Annotated in this window: 12 protein-coding genes; 2 read left to right on the top strand and 10 right to left on the bottom strand. The window is 71.9% G+C overall.

Going from position 1 to position 13302, the window contains the following annotated elements; all coding sequences use genetic code 11:
- Window positions 1–75: 75 nt before the first annotated feature.
- From J4709_RS30030 to ctaE, 7 genes are all read right to left on the bottom strand, one after another.
- Complete coding sequence (locus tag J4709_RS30030) at window positions 76–1614, bottom strand: penicillin-binding transpeptidase domain-containing protein (RefSeq protein WP_208245429.1); 1539 nt, start codon at window positions 1612–1614, stop codon at window positions 76–78.
- A 262-nt stretch (window positions 1615–1876) separates the two neighbouring features.
- On the bottom strand, window positions 1877–2686 hold the full coding sequence (locus tag J4709_RS30025) for a hypothetical protein (RefSeq protein WP_208245426.1): 810 nt from the start codon (window positions 2684–2686) through the stop codon (window positions 1877–1879).
- A gap of 106 nt (window positions 2687–2792) precedes the next feature.
- Complete coding sequence (locus J4709_RS30020; protein ID WP_208245424.1) at window positions 2793–3920, bottom strand: glycosyltransferase family 4 protein; 1128 nt, start codon at window positions 3918–3920, stop codon at window positions 2793–2795.
- Between the two features lie 139 nt (window positions 3921–4059).
- Complete coding sequence (qcrB, locus tag J4709_RS30015; RefSeq protein ID WP_208245422.1) at window positions 4060–5700, bottom strand: cytochrome bc1 complex cytochrome b subunit; 1641 nt, start codon at window positions 5698–5700, stop codon at window positions 4060–4062.
- Window positions 5697–6812: a cytochrome bc1 complex Rieske iron-sulfur subunit gene (gene qcrA, locus J4709_RS30010; protein WP_208245420.1), complete on the bottom strand. Its 1116-nt coding sequence runs from the start codon at window positions 6810–6812 to the stop codon at window positions 5697–5699. Before qcrA ends, qcrB begins: the two co-directional genes overlap by 4 nt.
- Entirely contained in the window at window positions 6809–7720 is a 912-nt protein-coding gene (gene qcrC, locus J4709_RS30005; protein WP_208245418.1) for a cytochrome bc1 complex diheme cytochrome c subunit, read from the bottom strand. The genes qcrA and qcrC overlap by 4 nt, the downstream gene beginning before the upstream one ends.
- Before the next feature lie 42 nt (window positions 7721–7762).
- Window positions 7763–8419 (bottom strand): aa3-type cytochrome oxidase subunit III, encoded by a 657-nt coding sequence (gene ctaE, locus J4709_RS30000; RefSeq protein ID WP_269757457.1) that lies wholly within the window; start codon window positions 8417–8419, stop codon window positions 7763–7765.
- Between the two features lie 192 nt (window positions 8420–8611).
- Between ctaE and J4709_RS29995 the strand changes: the two genes are divergently transcribed.
- Window positions 8612–9034, top strand: a complete 423-nt coding sequence (locus tag J4709_RS29995) for a response regulator transcription factor (protein ID WP_208245416.1) — start codon at window positions 8612–8614, stop codon at window positions 9032–9034.
- A 108-nt stretch (window positions 9035–9142) separates the two neighbouring features.
- Window positions 9143–10189 carry an anthranilate phosphoribosyltransferase gene (gene trpD / locus J4709_RS29990; protein ID WP_208245414.1) on the top strand — a complete coding sequence of 349 codons (1047 nt, stop codon included), beginning with the start codon at window positions 9143–9145 and terminating at the stop codon, window positions 10187–10189.
- A gap of 149 nt (window positions 10190–10338) precedes the next feature.
- Here the strand turns inward: trpD and J4709_RS29985 are convergent, their stop codons facing one another.
- From J4709_RS29985 to J4709_RS29975, 3 genes are read right to left on the bottom strand one after another with little or no spacing between them, the layout of a single operon-like run.
- Entirely contained in the window at window positions 10339–11172 is an 834-nt protein-coding gene (locus J4709_RS29985; RefSeq protein WP_208245412.1) for an ABC transporter permease, read from the bottom strand.
- The gene (locus J4709_RS29980; protein ID WP_208245410.1) at window positions 11172–12095 is read right to left on the bottom strand and encodes an ABC transporter permease; all 924 of its coding nucleotides are present in this window, start codon (window positions 12093–12095) and stop codon (window positions 11172–11174) included. Before J4709_RS29980 ends, J4709_RS29985 begins: the two co-directional genes overlap by 1 nt.
- Window positions 12092–13300, bottom strand: a complete 1209-nt coding sequence (locus J4709_RS29975) for an ABC transporter substrate-binding protein (RefSeq protein ID WP_208245407.1) — start codon at window positions 13298–13300, stop codon at window positions 12092–12094. Before J4709_RS29975 ends, J4709_RS29980 begins: the two co-directional genes overlap by 4 nt.
- Window positions 13301–13302: the final 2 nt, after the last annotated feature.

The raw sequence follows: 13302 nt of genomic DNA, 5'->3' as shown, positions 1-13302 counted from the left end.
GCCGTTCCGCTCATCGTGGGAGTACGCACGGAGAACGGACGGAGTTCACCCGTTCTGGAAGACATTCCCGGCAGATCAGCGCAGGAACTTCGCGGCGAGCGGCGCGGCCACCTTCGGGCCGGAGCCGCCGCCCCAGACGAACGCCGAGAACGCCAGGTCGCCGCGGTATCCGATGAACCAGGCGTGTGACGAGCCGGCGTCGTCGTACTCGGCGGTGCCCGTCTTGCCCGACGTACCGTCCGGCAGCCCGGCGCCGGCGGCGGTGCCGGAGGTGACGACCGCCCGCATCATCGTGCGCAGCGCGCCCGCCCCGGGGATCGGGTGCGGGTCCGCGACGGAGCCGCCGCTCTCGCGGACCAGCTTGGCCGACACCAGCCGCGGCGGCCGCCACGACCCGTCCGCGACGGCCGCGGCGACGCTCGCCATCAGCAGCGGGCTCGCCTGGACACGGCCCTGCCCGATCGCCGCCTCCGCCAGTTCCGCGCCGCTCCGCGGGCTCGGGAAGCTGCCCTCCATCATCCGCACGCCCGGGTAGAACCTGGTGTCGAACCCGAAGCGGTGGGCGCTCGCCGCGAGCTTGCCCGCCCCCAGGCCCTCGACGGCGAGGCGCGCGAACGTGGTGTTGCAGGACGCGGCGAACGCGCCGCTCAGCGTCGTGCGCCCGAGCTCGTGGCCCTCGTCGTTGTGGATCGTGCGCTGCGCGGTGACGACGGACGCGGGGCAGTCGGCGGACGTGCCGGGCCCGGCCCCGTCCGCGACCAGCCCGCCCGCCGTGACCACCTTGAACGTCGAGCCGGGCGGGTAGAGGCCGACGAACGCGCCGAGCCCGCCGAGGGCGTCCGCCACCGCCAGGACCTCGCCGGTGGACGGCCGGACCGCGACGATCGACGCCGCGCCGGGCACCGAGCGGACGGCCTTCTCCGCGGCCGCCTGCAGGCGCCGGTCCAGGGTGGTGCGGATCTTCTTGCCGACCTTGCCGCCCAGCACCTTGACCCGCTGCGGCGGGCCGTCGTCGTCGCGCATCTCGATCACCCACCTGGCCTCGTCGTAGCCCTCCGGGGTCAGTCCGTCGACGAGTTCGGCCAGGTAGGGCGCGAGGAGACCGGTGTCGGGCAGCGCGCCGCCGTCGCGCGCGACGAGCGTGACGGCGGGCAGCCGCACCTGGGCGAGCGACCACGTCCCCCTGCCCTTCAGGCCCGGGTAGAGGGTCGCGGGCGTCCACAGCACCCGCCAGCGGCCGTCCACGCGGCCGAGGCGCAGCACCGCGCGGAACGACCAGTCGCCGTGGTCGGCGAGGGTGCGGGTGACGGTGAAGTCGGCCTGCGCCGCGCGCGGCCCGGTCCGCACCACCGGACGCGGCTCGACGATGATCGAGGTGACCGTCAGCCCGCGCGACAGCGCCCGGTACCGCCCGGCGAAGTCGGCGGGCGGGTCGGCGACGAGGTCGCGCATGCGGTCCAGGGAGCCGCGCCGCCAGGCGGCGAAGAAGTCCGCCGCGACCTTCTCCGGCGTCCCGGCGCCGCGTCCGCCGCGCAGCTGCCAAGCCGCGACGAGGCCGCCGCCGAGGGCCACCGCCACCAGTACCGCAAGCACGGCGACGCTCCGCGATCGCATGCGCACTCCCTCTCCCCGCCCACCCGCCGGACAGAGATCATTTCAGTGAGCGAGGGAAATGCATATGAGGTTGAATGACCGATTTGAGGCCAGACCTGGCCGATGCATTAGTGATGAGTAATCCGGCCCTTAAATCCACTTTAACGGCGGTGCGCAGGGAACGTCCGCGCCCTAACGTCGCAGACGGGTCCCGCCTACGGCGCGGGGGCGGGACCCGCCAACCCCCGGCCGGCGACGCACGAGGCGCGGGGGCCGGCGGCGGTCAGCGGGTCCAGGGCAGGCGGACGGCCTCCAGCCCCGGGTCGGCCAGCACCGCGTCGACGAGCGCCGCCGAACCGACGATCTTGGTGCCCCACAGGTCCCAGTCGCAGTACACGACCCACGAGCGGTCCTCCGCCCACAGGTCGGACGGGCAGCTCGACATCGCCGGATGGTCGTACAGCCCGGCCACGTCGCCCAGCCGGCCCGCCAGGACCGTCTCGTCGTCCCAGTCCGCGGTGACGAGCGGGCAGTAGTACGCCAGGCAGCGGGTCGCGGCGCCGCCCGGGCTGAGCCGCAGCAGCAGGGCGGCCAGCCGGTGCCAGCTCTCCCGGTCCAGGCAGCCCTCCGCGGGCGGCCGGATCGCCGCCGACCAGCTGCCCGCCGGGTGCCCCTGCCGCAGGCAGCGGTTGCCGGGCAGCTCCCCCTCCGGCACCACCGGCTCGCCGAAGCCGCGCGCCAGCTCCCGCCAGCGCAGCCGCCGCCACCCCGCGCCGGGGTCGCCGCTGCGGCCGAGCTCGGTGCCGGTGACGATCGCGCCCTCCAGCAGGTCGCCGACGTCGCCCGGCGCCTCAGCGGCCGGGTCGGGCGGCTCCACCAGCCCCGCCCCCAGCACCGACTGGTGGACGTCGTCGTGCGTCGTGGTGACCAGGCCCTCCTCCCACGCGTACATCGCGTGGAGGAGCCACGCGGAGTCGGGACTGCGGGGCGGCTCGAATCCCGAGTAGCAGTGGTCGGGATCCAGGTCGTGCAACCACCGCGCGGCCTCGCCGGGAACCCTGGCCCACGCGCCCTCGATGTCCGCGTTCTCCATACCGGGCATCCTGTCACCCTGCACGGGGCCCGCGATACGCGGCGGCCGTCTGCTTGTGGCCGCGCCCCGGGTCCGCGGCGGTGACCACGGCGCCACATCCGCCGGGTCAGCCGCACAGGAGGGCGTCCAGGCGGGCCGCCTGCACCTCCCAGCGCCACTCCCGCTCCACCCACGCACGGCCGGCGCGGCCCATCGCCCGGGCCCGGTCCGGGTCGGCGAGCAGGCCGGCGACCGCGTCGGCCACGCGAGGCACCGACCGTCCCGGCACCACCACGCCGGTCTCGCAGTCGAGGACGGCGTCGGGCGCGCCGCCGGAGTCCCCCGCGACGACGGGCAGGCCGGTCGCCGACGCCTCCAGGTAGACGATGCCGAGCCCCTCGACGTCCAGGCCGCGGCGGCGCGTCCTACAGGGCATCGCGAACACGTCGCCCGCGTCGTAGTGCGCGGGCAGCTCCTCCCACGGCACGCCGCCGGTGAACACGACCGATCCGGCCACGCCCTCCGACGCGGCGAGCCGCTCCAGGTCGGCGCGGTACGGGCCGCCGCCGACGAGCAGGAGCGCCGCGTCCGGGACCTTCGCCCGCACGCGCGGCCACGCCCGGATCAGCGCGTCCTGCCCCTTGCGCGGCACCAGCCGGGACACGCACACCGCGACCGGACGGTCCGCCAGGCCGTGCCGTGCCCTGATCTCGGCGCCGCCCGCGCCGGCGCGGAACAGCGTCTCGTCCACGCCCGGCGCGAGCCGCGCCATGCGCGCGGCACCGGCCGGGGACAGCGCGCGCGCCATCCGGGACCGGGTGTACTCGCCCAGGTAGGTGAGCACGTCCACGCCGTCGCCTATGCGGCGCAGCAGCGACCGCGCCACCGGCAGCGACGCCCAGCCCGCCTCGTGCCCGTGCGTGATCCCGACGATCCGCTCGGCCCCCCGCCGCCGCAGCGCCGGAGCGAGCAGCCCCAGCGGCGCCGACGCCCCGAACACCACCGAGTCGCAGCGCTCGGCCCGCAGCAGCTCCGACGCGCGCCGCAGCACGCCCGGCTCCGGCAGCATCAGCGACCCGGGATGCCGGACGACCGGGAACGGCTGCGCCGCGTCGAACGCCGCCGCCCCCTTCCACGCCGGCGCGTACACCACCACCGAACCGGGCGGGCGCCGCACCGCCAGGCCGTGCACGAACGCCTGGATCCCGCCCGGACGGGGCGGGAAGTCGTTGGTCACCACCAGGGTCTTGGTCATCGTCCGGCAAGGATACGGACCGCCCCCGCCCGCGATCAGGCCCGGCACCCGGCGGGCGGGACCCGGCACCGGCGGCCCGGGCAAGCCGAGGGGCCCGGCACCGCGGTGCGGTGCCGGGCCCCTCGATCGGGCTCCGCGATCAGTGCTTGATCTCGTGCGACTGCTTGCCGCCCTCGATCTCCGCGTGCCCGCCGTGCTCGTGCTCCTCGACCGGGACGTCGTCGAACGTCCACGCCCGGTTCAGCCGCGACCGCAGGTGCCCGAGCGGGCCCTTCGCGGCCGGGATGCCGTTGGCGTCGCGCTGCGGCGGCTCCGGACGGGTGTTCTCCTTCGACAGCAGGACGGCCTTCTGCTCCTCGCGCGCCGGCTCGTGCCGCTCGGAGAACTCGCCCTCCGGCGACATGAGGATGACGCCCGACTCGACGCCGTGCCCGATGATGCCGGCGTCCTTGCGCTGCAGCCCCAGGCAGATCCGCTTGGTGATGACGAACGCCAGGAACGGCCCGACGAAGAACGTCACCCGGAAGAACCACGTCGTGGCGTACAGCGAGAGGTCGAACTTGTCGGCCAGCACGTCGTTCGCGCCCGCCAGCCACAGCAGCCCGTAGAACGTGACCGCCGCGATGCCGGTGGCGGTGCGGATCGGCGCGTTGCGGGGCCGCGTGTTGACGTGGTGGTGCCGTTTGTCGCCGGTGACCCACTGCTCGATGAACGGCCAGGCCATCGCGCCGCCGAACACGATGCCGAGCGGCACCAGCGCGGGTATCAGCACGTTGAAGCTGACCGTGTGGCCCCAGGCGCTGACCTCCCAGTTCGGCATGATGCGCAGCGCCCCTTCCAGGACGCCCATGTACCAGTCGGGCTGGGAGCCCGCCGAGATGGCGCCGGGATCGTAGGGGCCGAACAACCAGATCGGGTTGATCTGCGCGAACGCGCCGAGCAGCGCGATGACGCCGAAGGTGAACAGGAAGTAGGCGCCCGTCTTGGCCATGAAGACCGGGTAGAACGGGTAGCCGTACACCTGCTGCTCGGTCTGGTTCTTCACCGGCATCGCGGTGTGCTTCTGCACCCACATGATCATCATGTGCGCGGTGACCAGGCCCAGCAGCAGACCCGGGATCAGCAGGATGTGCAGCATGTAGAGCCGCGGCACGATGTCCTGGCCGGGGAACTCTCCGCCGAACAGGAACATGTACCCGTACGTGCCGACCAGCGGGATCGCCTCGAGCACGCCCTGGGTGATGCGCAGGCCCGTGCCGGACAGCAGGTCGTCCGGCAGCGAGTACCCGAACAGGCCCTCGAGCATGCCGAGGATGAACATGTTGATGCCGATGAGGTAGTTCAGCTCACGCGGCTTGCGGTAGGCGCCGGTGAAGAACACCCGCAGCATGTGCGCCAGGATCGACGCCATGAACAGCAGCGCCGCCCAGTGGTGGATCTGCCGCATGAGCAGACCGCCGCGCACGTCGAAGCTGATCTTCAGCGTGGAGGCGTACGCCTCCGACATCTTCACACCCTTGAGGTGGGTGTACGAGCCGTTGTAGATGACCTCGTTCATGCTCGGCTTGAACCAGAGCGTCAGGAACGTCCCGGTCAGCAGCAGGATGATGAACGAGTACAGGGCGATCTCGCCCAGCATGAACGACCAGTGGTCCGGAAAGACCTTCTTCATGTTCCGCTTGAAGAAGGTGGTGGAGCCGAGCCGGTCGTCGATGAAGTTCAGCGATCCCTCGACCGCCTTCGGAGCCGTCGCCCCGGCTGTGGCTGTCGCCTCGCTCATCCGCGCTCCCAGAAGCTCGGGCCGATCGGCTCGTGGTAGTCGCTCGTCGCGACGATGTAGCCGTCCTCGACCGACAGCGGCAGCTGCGGCAGCGGACGGGCCGCCGGGCCGAACACGACCTTGGCCGCGTCGGTCGCGTCGAACGTCGACTGGTGGCACGGGCACAGGATGTGGTGCGTGGTCTGCTCGTACAGCGCGGCCGGGCAGCCGACGTGCGTGCAGACCTTCGAGTACGCCACGATCCCGTTGATGTGCCAGTTCTCCCGGCCCTTGGCCGGCTTGAACTCGTTCTCGGGCACGTTGATGAGGATCGTCACGGCCTTCGCGTTCTGCGTCAGCACCTGGTCCTCGGGGACGTCCTCCTCGATGCCCTCGGGCAGGACGGTGATCATCCCGCCGGGCGAGGAGAAGTCGCTGACCCGCAGCGGCTTGTTCGTGCCGTCCACCACGAGGCGGACGCCCTTCTTGCCCTGCGCCTGCGCCTTCTTGACGGCGTCGCCCCAGTAGGTGGAGCGCAGCCGCTTCTCCGGCAGCGGGCCGAGGTCGCGCAGCAGCACCAGCGGCGCGAGGCCGAGCGGCGCGGCCGCCAGCAGCAGCGTGCGGCGCAGCAGCGGGCGCTTGGTCAGCCCGCTGTCGGACGCGCCCTCGAGGAAGTCGCGGGTGAACGCCGCGCGGGTCTCCTCGTCGGCCTGCAGGTTGTGCCGCTCCTGCACGATCGGCTTGCTGGTCATGAGCCGGCGCACCCAGATGGTGACGCCCGCGGCCAGCGCCAGGAACGACAGCGCCATCAGGCCGCCGAGCCAGTAGTTGGACTCGCGCGTCCGGGCCACGCCGTGCATGCCGCCGTTGCGGCCGCTCCAGCCGATGTAGTACGCGATGAACGCCACGCTGGCGGCGAACGCCAGCAGGAAGAACGTCGCGACGACGCGCTCGGCCCGCTTGGCCGACGCCTCGTCCAGTTCCTCCCCGACGCCCGCGGGCGCCGAGATGTCGTCCTGCGCGAGCAGGGTCCTGTCCCTCGCCGGGGACGGGGTGCCGATCACGCGCCCGTGCGCGCCGCCGCCCTCGCCCGGCTCCTTCGAGCCGGCGGTGTCCTTGTTCTCGTCGCTCATGACTTCTTCAGCTTCTTCGGCTTCTTCGCGGTGATCCACATCGCCGCCATCACCAGCAGGCCGAGCCCGACCAGCCAGCCGACCAGGCCCTCCGACACCGGGCCGATGCGGCCGAGGCCGTTACCGCCGGGGTTCGGCTGCTCGCGGGTCTGCACCAGGTAGGAGATGATCGCCTGCTTGTCCTGCGGGGTGAGCGTGGTGTCGTTGAACACCGGCATCGCCTGCGGGCCGGTCAGCATCGCCTCGTACATCTGCGTGGGCGTGACGTCGCTCTTGGACAGCGGCGGCGCGTACTTGCCGCCGGTCAGCGCGCCGCCCTGGCCGGTGAAGTTGTGGCACTGCGCGCAGTTGGTGCGGAACAGCTTGCCGCCGAGCGCCACGTCGCCCTTGCTCGGGTCGGTCGCCGACGCCGGCGGGACGCCCGGGCCGCCGCCCAGCGAGGAGATGTAGGCGCGCAGGTCGGCGAGGTTCTTCTCGGCCTGCGCCTTCTGCTGCTCGGCCGCCTTGCGCTTGGCCGGCTCCTCGTAGTCGGTCTTGATCTCGGTGTTGAAGGCGGGGATCGGCGTCTTGCGCGGGAACTGCGCACCAGGGCTCATCGCGGGCATCCGGCCCGTGCTGACCTGGAAGTCGACGCTGGCCGCCCCCACCCCGAGCAGGCTCGGCGCGATCGGCTTGCCCTTGGCGTCCTTGGTGCCCTCGGCGTTCAGCCCGTGGCAGCTCGCGCAGTTCTTGTTGAACAGCTGCTGGCCGTTCTTCAGGTCCTGCGCCGCCTGGGCCGTGCTCTCCGCCTCGGCGCGTCCAGTCTGCGGCGAGAAACCGGCGTAGATGACGCCGATCGCCGCCAGGGCCGCCAGCACGACGGCGTAGCCCGCCCAGGGGCGCCGTCGCCATGCGGTGATCCTTCTCACGGAAATCCCCGTTCGGGTCATGTCGTCTGGGTGGTCAGCGGGTCAGTGGTCGAGCAGGTAGACGACCGAGAACAGGCCGATCCACACCACGTCGACGAAGTGCCAGTAGTAGGACACGACGATCGCGCTCGTCGCCTGCTCGTGCGTCCATCGCTTCGCGGCGAACGTCCTGCCGAGGACGAACAGGAACGCGATCAGGCCGCCACAGACGTGCAGCCCGTGGAAACCGGTGGCCAGGTAGAAGACCGAGCCGTAGGCCGACGAGGAGAGCGTGAGGCCGTCCTTGGTGATCAGGCTGTAGTACTCGTAGCCCTGCCCCGCGACGAAGTAGGCGCCCATCAGGAAGGACAGGACGTACCACTCGCGCAGGCCCCACTTGGTGAAGTTCAACAGGCCGCCGTCGCGGCCGACCTTGCCGGCCTCGGCCTTGAACACGCCCCACTGGCAGGTCACCGACGACAGCACCAGCACGGTCGTGTTGGCCGTCGACAGCGGCAGGTTGAGCGGTGCGCCCGGCCAGGCGTCGTGCCCGGACTGGCCGATCGTCACGGAGCGGATCGTGAAGAACATCGCGAACAGCGCCGCGAAGAACATCAGCTCGGACGACAGCCAAACGATCGTCCCCACGCTGACCAGATTGGGACGGTTCGCCCGTGCGTGAGGTGTTGTCTCTATCGCGGATGCTGTCACGGGCAGCATTATTGCGCCCCTATCCCGTGAGTGACGCATGACCCCCCTCCTAGAGTTCCCAAACGTGTCCGCAGGCCCCGGGTGCCGGCGCGCGCCCGCCCGGCGATCTCCGCCCGCACCTGGCGTTCCGGGCGCGTCCGCGGTGGTGAAACATGACCGGGATCTCGTGCGCGCGGGGACGAACCGGTAGCCTTCCGTGTCATGAGCACCGCCCCGGAGAGCCCGATGAAGGTTCTCGTCTACAGCGACGACGCGAACACCCGCGCACAGATCCGGATGGCGATCGGGCGACGCCCCGCCGCCGACCTCCCGCAGGTGGAGTTCGTCGAGCGCGCGACCCAGCCGGCCGTGGTGGAGCGGCTCGACGAGGGCGGCATCGACGTCCTGGTCGTGGACGGCGAGGCGCAGCCCGCGGGCGGTCTCGGCGTGTGCCGGCAGGCCAAGGACGAGGTGTACGACTGCCCGCCGGTGCTGGCGATCATCGGGCGCCGCGACGACGGCTGGCTGGCGACCTGGTCGCGCGCCGACGCCGTGGTGAGCCTCCCGCTGGACCCGATGGCGCTGGCCAAGGAGCTCGCCGGCCTCATGCGCTGGCGTCTCGAGAACCGCCTCCCGGCCCTGTAAAAGACCGTTTCGCCGGGGAGGCTCTGGGCGCCGCCCCGGTCCGCCGTCCCGGCCGGGTCGGGACGGGCCCGGCGCGCTCCCCCCGCACCCACCGCACCTGGGGGATGAATGGACGCCCGCACGACCTGGCCCGCCCTGCTCAACGCCCTGCTCGACGGCGACTCGCTGACCAGCGAGGAGACCGCCTGGGCGATGAACACGATCATGGCCGGGGAGGCCACCGACGCGCAGATCGCCGGCTTCGCGGTCGCGATGCGCGCCAAGGGCGAGACCGTCGCCGAGGTGTCCGGCCTCGCCGACGGCATGATGGACAACGCCACCCCGGTGGAGGTGCCGGGCCGCATCGCCGACCTGGTCGGCACCGGCGGCGACCGCGCCCACACGGTGAACATCTCGACGATGGCCGCGGTGGTCGCGGCGGCGTCCGGCGTCCGGGTCGTCAAGCACGGCAACCGGGCCGCGTCGTCCTCGTGCGGCGCCGCGGACCTCCTGGAGCACCTCGGCGTCGCGATCGACCTGTCCCCGGAGGCGACGGCGGCGGTCGTCGCGGAGACCGGCATCACCTTCTGCTTCGCACCGCGCTTCCACCCGGCGCTGCGGTACGCCTCGCGCACCCGCAGCGAGCTGGGCACGCCGACGGTGTTCAACTTCCTCGGCCCGCTGACGAACCCGGCGCGGCCGGGGGCGCAGGCGGTCGGGGTGTTCCATCCGCGGATGGCGGGCGTCATCGCGGGCGTGTTCGCCGCGCGGGGCTGCTCATCGCTGGTGTTCCGCGGCGACGACGGCCTGGACGAGCTGACCACCACGGGCACCTCGACGGTGTGGGTGGTGCGCGACGGCACGGCGACGCAGACGACGTTCGACCCGTCCGCGCTCGACATCCCCCCGGCGCGCCCCGAGGACCTGCGGGGCGCCGACGCGGCCTTCAACGCCCGGGTGGCGCGGGAGACGTTCGCCGGCCGGGAGGGGGCCGTCCGCGACATGGTCCTGCTGAACGCGGCGGCGCTGATCACCGCCTACGAGGGCGCGCCGGCCGCCGACGAGCTCACCCCGACGCTGGCCGCCGCCCGCGACCGCGCCGCTCAGGCCGTCGACTCCGGCGCCGCCGCCACCCTCCTCGACCGCTGGATCGAAACCTCCCAAGCCAACCGTTAGCCCAGGGGGCGACCCCAAGCCCCGGCAGGTGGAACCTCAGCCATCGGTCACGGGCAGGCACGCGGAGCGAGTGCAGCGAGCGCAGCGGACCTGCCCGGCGGCTGACAGGCTGTTTCGCGCGGAGCTCCAACGGAGCGCGAAACAGCCTGTCAGCCGCTGACGGGGGTTCCAGGGGGTCGCCCCCCTGGGCCGGCATTGGAGAGGCGTTGGGCTACGTAGATCGGGATGATCGACAGGACGATCAGGGCGGCGGCGAGGACGTTGACGACCGGGGCCTGGTTGGGCCGGAACAGGTTGTCGAAGATCCAGATGGGCAGGGTCTGGGAGCCGGGGCCGGCGGTGAACGTGGTCACGATGATCTCGTCGAAGGACAGCGCGAAGGACAGCAGGCCGCCGGCGAGCAGCGCGGAGCGCAGGTTCGGGAGCGTGACGTACAGGAACGTCTGGAAGGTGTCGGCGCCGAGGTCGGCGGACGCCTCCTCCAGGCTGGTGCCGGTGCGGCGCAGCCGGGCGAGGACGTTGTTGTAGATGGTGACGACGCAGAACGTGGCGTGCCCGACGATGACGGTGAACAGGCCGAGGCCGATGCCGAGCGGTTCCAGGACGACCTGGAAGGCGTTGCTGAGGGCGATGCCGGTGACGATGCCGGGCAGCGCGATCGGCAGCACCACGACGAGCGAGACGGTCTCGCGGCCGAAGAAGCGGTAGCGCGCGACGGCGAACGCGGCCATGGTGCCGAGGATCATCGCGGCGGCGGTGGCGCCGACGCCGGCCTTGACGCTCGTCCAGACGGCCTGGCGGGCGCCCGGGTTGTCGAGGGCGTGCGCCCACCAGCGCCCGGTGAGGTCGGTGGGCGGCCACCCGAACGTCTTGTCGGCGTTGACGGAGTTGATCAGCACGACGAGCAGCGGCACGTAGACGACCGCGAGCCCGAGGACCATGACGATGCGCAGGACCGTCCGCGCGGCGGGCGAGAGGGTCATCACAGCTCCCTGAGGGCGCCGGTGCGGCGGGCCGCGGCCAGGTAGACCAGCATGACCACGACCGGGACGGTGGCGATGGCGGCGGCGAACGGCAGGTTGTTGGCGGCGCCGATGTTGTCGTAGACGACGTTGCCGAGGAGTTGCCCGCGGCCGCCGACGATCTTGACGGTGATGTAGTCGCCGAGCGACAGCGAGAAGGTGAAGATCGACCCGGCGACCAGGGACGGGAACACCATCGGCAGCATGACGGAGCGGAACGTGCGCCACGGGCGGGCGCCGAGGTCGCCGGAGGCGTCCAGCAGCGAGTCCGGCAGCCGCTCCAGGCCCGTGTAGACGGGCAGGATCATGTAGGGCAGCCACAGGTAGGCCAGGACGATGATCGTGGCGGTGAGGCCGTATCCGGGGCTGGAGAGCCCGAACGGCTTGAGCACCTCGTCGGCGAGGCCGCCGTGCGCCAGGATCACCCGCCACGCGTACGCCTTGACGAGGTAGGCGGCCCACAGCGGCGCGAGGATCGCGATGACGAGGTACGGCCGGTACCGGGGCCCGGCCACCTTCGCCATGTACAGCGCCATGGGGAAGCCGATGACGGTGTCGATGACGGTGACGGCCGCCGCGACGCCGAGGCTGCGCAGCGCGATCGTCCGGTAGACGGGCTCGTTCCACAGGTCCTGGAAGTTGGCGAGGGTGAACTGCCGGACGACCGCGCCGGTGAAGGTGTCGGTCGACCAGAACGCGGTGAGGAAGATCGCGGCGAGGGCGCCGAGGTAGGCGACCACCAGCCAGGCCAGCGGCGCCGACAGCAGCAGCGACAGCCGCAGGGCCGGGCGGCGGTGCAGCAGCGCCGCCGCCCGGCGCCGGAGGCCCGGCGCCGGACGGGGGGCCGCCTCACCGGCGGTGGACACCGCCGACGAATCGGTCATCCCTTGATCGCCGTCCATGCCTGCGTCCACTTGGAGTAGTCGACGCACTTGACGTTCTTGCGGCCGTCGAGGCACTGCGCGATCGGCGTCGTCCAGAAGTGCACCCGGGAGAAGTAGTTCTCGTCGGTCGCGTGGAAGGTGTCGCAGAACTTCTTGTCGGCGGTCTCCTGGCACGCCTTGGCGTTCGAGGGCGCCTCACCGAACCACTCGGCGACCTGCGCGTTCGCCTTCGGGGACACGATGTAGTTCATCCACTGGTAGGCGCAGTTCGGGTGCTGGGCCTTCGCCGCGACCATCCAGGTGTCCGACCAGCCGGTCGAGCCCTCCTTCGGCACGATCGCCTTCACCGGCGCCTTGGCGGCCTCCACGTAGTTCGTGATGACCTGCCAGGTCGTGCCGAGCACCGTGTCGCCGCTCTTGAACGACTGCACCGCCTTGGTGTAGTCGGACCAGTACTCGCCGATGATCCCCCGCTGCTGCTTCAGCAGGTCCACCGACGCGTCGAACTGCTTCTGGTCGAGCGCGTACGGGTTCTTGATGCCGAGCTCGGGACGGGACGACATCAGGTACAGCGCCGCGTCCGCGATGTAGATCGGCGAGTCGTAGGCGGTGACCTTCCCCTTGTACGGGGAGTTGGGGTCGAACACCGCGCCCCACGAGTCGGGCGCCTGCTTCACCTTGTCGGTGCGCCACATCAGCAGGTTCGCGCCGCGGCCGTGCGGGATGCCGTAGGGCACGCCGTTCACCGAGTTCCACGGCTTGTTCTTCAGGCCGGCGAAGATGTCGGCGTAGTTCGGGACGAGCCCGGTGTTGACGGGCGCGACCGCGCCGGAGGCGATGAGCCGCAGCGACGCGTCGCCGGACGCCGACACCGTGTCGTACTGGCCGGTCTTCATCAGCGCGACCATCTCGTCCGACGTCCCGGCGATCTTGGTGTTGACCTTGCAGCCGGTCTGCTTCTCGAACGGGTGGACCCAGTCGACCGACTTCTCGTTGGAGCCGTCCTCGGCGTACCCGGCCCAGGCGACCAGGTTGACCTGGCCCTCGCCCTTGCCCAGGGACTTGGTCATCGGGACCTTCGGCACCCGGAACCCGCCCTGCCCGGCTCCGGACGCCTTGCCTCCCGATTCGTCGCCGCAGCCGGCGGCGGCCAGTCCGATCGCCAGCGCCGCCGCGGCGGCGAGCGCCATGCGCGTGGACCACATGA

It is taken from the genome of Actinomadura violacea (genome assembly GCF_017573465.1).
Lineage (GTDB): Bacteria > Actinomycetota > Actinomycetes > Streptosporangiales > Streptosporangiaceae > Spirillospora > Spirillospora violacea.
Note: the sequence above shows the minus strand (reverse complement) of the source record. Positions and strands in the feature narration are given on the sequence as shown.

What these genes read in the sequence shown, in the direction of transcription:
- J4709_RS30030 (WP_208245429.1), bottom strand. Translation starts at nt 1,614, where the DNA reads ATGCGATCGCGGAGCGTCGCCGTGCTTGCGGTACTGGTGGCGGTGGCC.
- J4709_RS30025 (WP_208245426.1), bottom strand. Translation starts at nt 2,686, where the DNA reads ATGGAGAACGCGGACATCGAGGGCGCGTGGGCCAGGGTTCCCGGCGAG.
- J4709_RS30020 (WP_208245424.1), bottom strand. Translation starts at nt 3,920, where the DNA reads ATGACCAAGACCCTGGTGGTGACCAACGACTTCCCGCCCCGTCCGGGC.
- qcrB (WP_208245422.1), bottom strand. Translation starts at nt 5,700, where the DNA reads ATGAGCGAGGCGACAGCCACAGCCGGGGCGACGGCTCCGAAGGCGGTC.
- qcrA (WP_208245420.1), bottom strand. Translation starts at nt 6,812, where the DNA reads ATGAGCGACGAGAACAAGGACACCGCCGGCTCGAAGGAGCCGGGCGAG.
- ctaE (WP_269757457.1), bottom strand. Translation starts at nt 8,419, where the DNA reads ATGCTGCCCGTGACAGCATCCGCGATAGAGACAACACCTCACGCACGG.
- J4709_RS29995 (WP_208245416.1), top strand. Translation starts at nt 8,612, where the DNA reads ATGAGCACCGCCCCGGAGAGCCCGATGAAGGTTCTCGTCTACAGCGAC.
- trpD (WP_208245414.1), top strand. Translation starts at nt 9,143, where the DNA reads ATGGACGCCCGCACGACCTGGCCCGCCCTGCTCAACGCCCTGCTCGAC.
- J4709_RS29985 (WP_208245412.1), bottom strand. Translation starts at nt 11,172, where the DNA reads ATGACCCTCTCGCCCGCCGCGCGGACGGTCCTGCGCATCGTCATGGTC.
- J4709_RS29980 (WP_208245410.1), bottom strand. Translation starts at nt 12,095, where the DNA reads ATGACCGATTCGTCGGCGGTGTCCACCGCCGGTGAGGCGGCCCCCCGT.
- J4709_RS29975 (WP_208245407.1), bottom strand. Translation starts at nt 13,300, where the DNA reads ATGTGGTCCACGCGCATGGCGCTCGCCGCCGCGGCGGCGCTGGCGATC.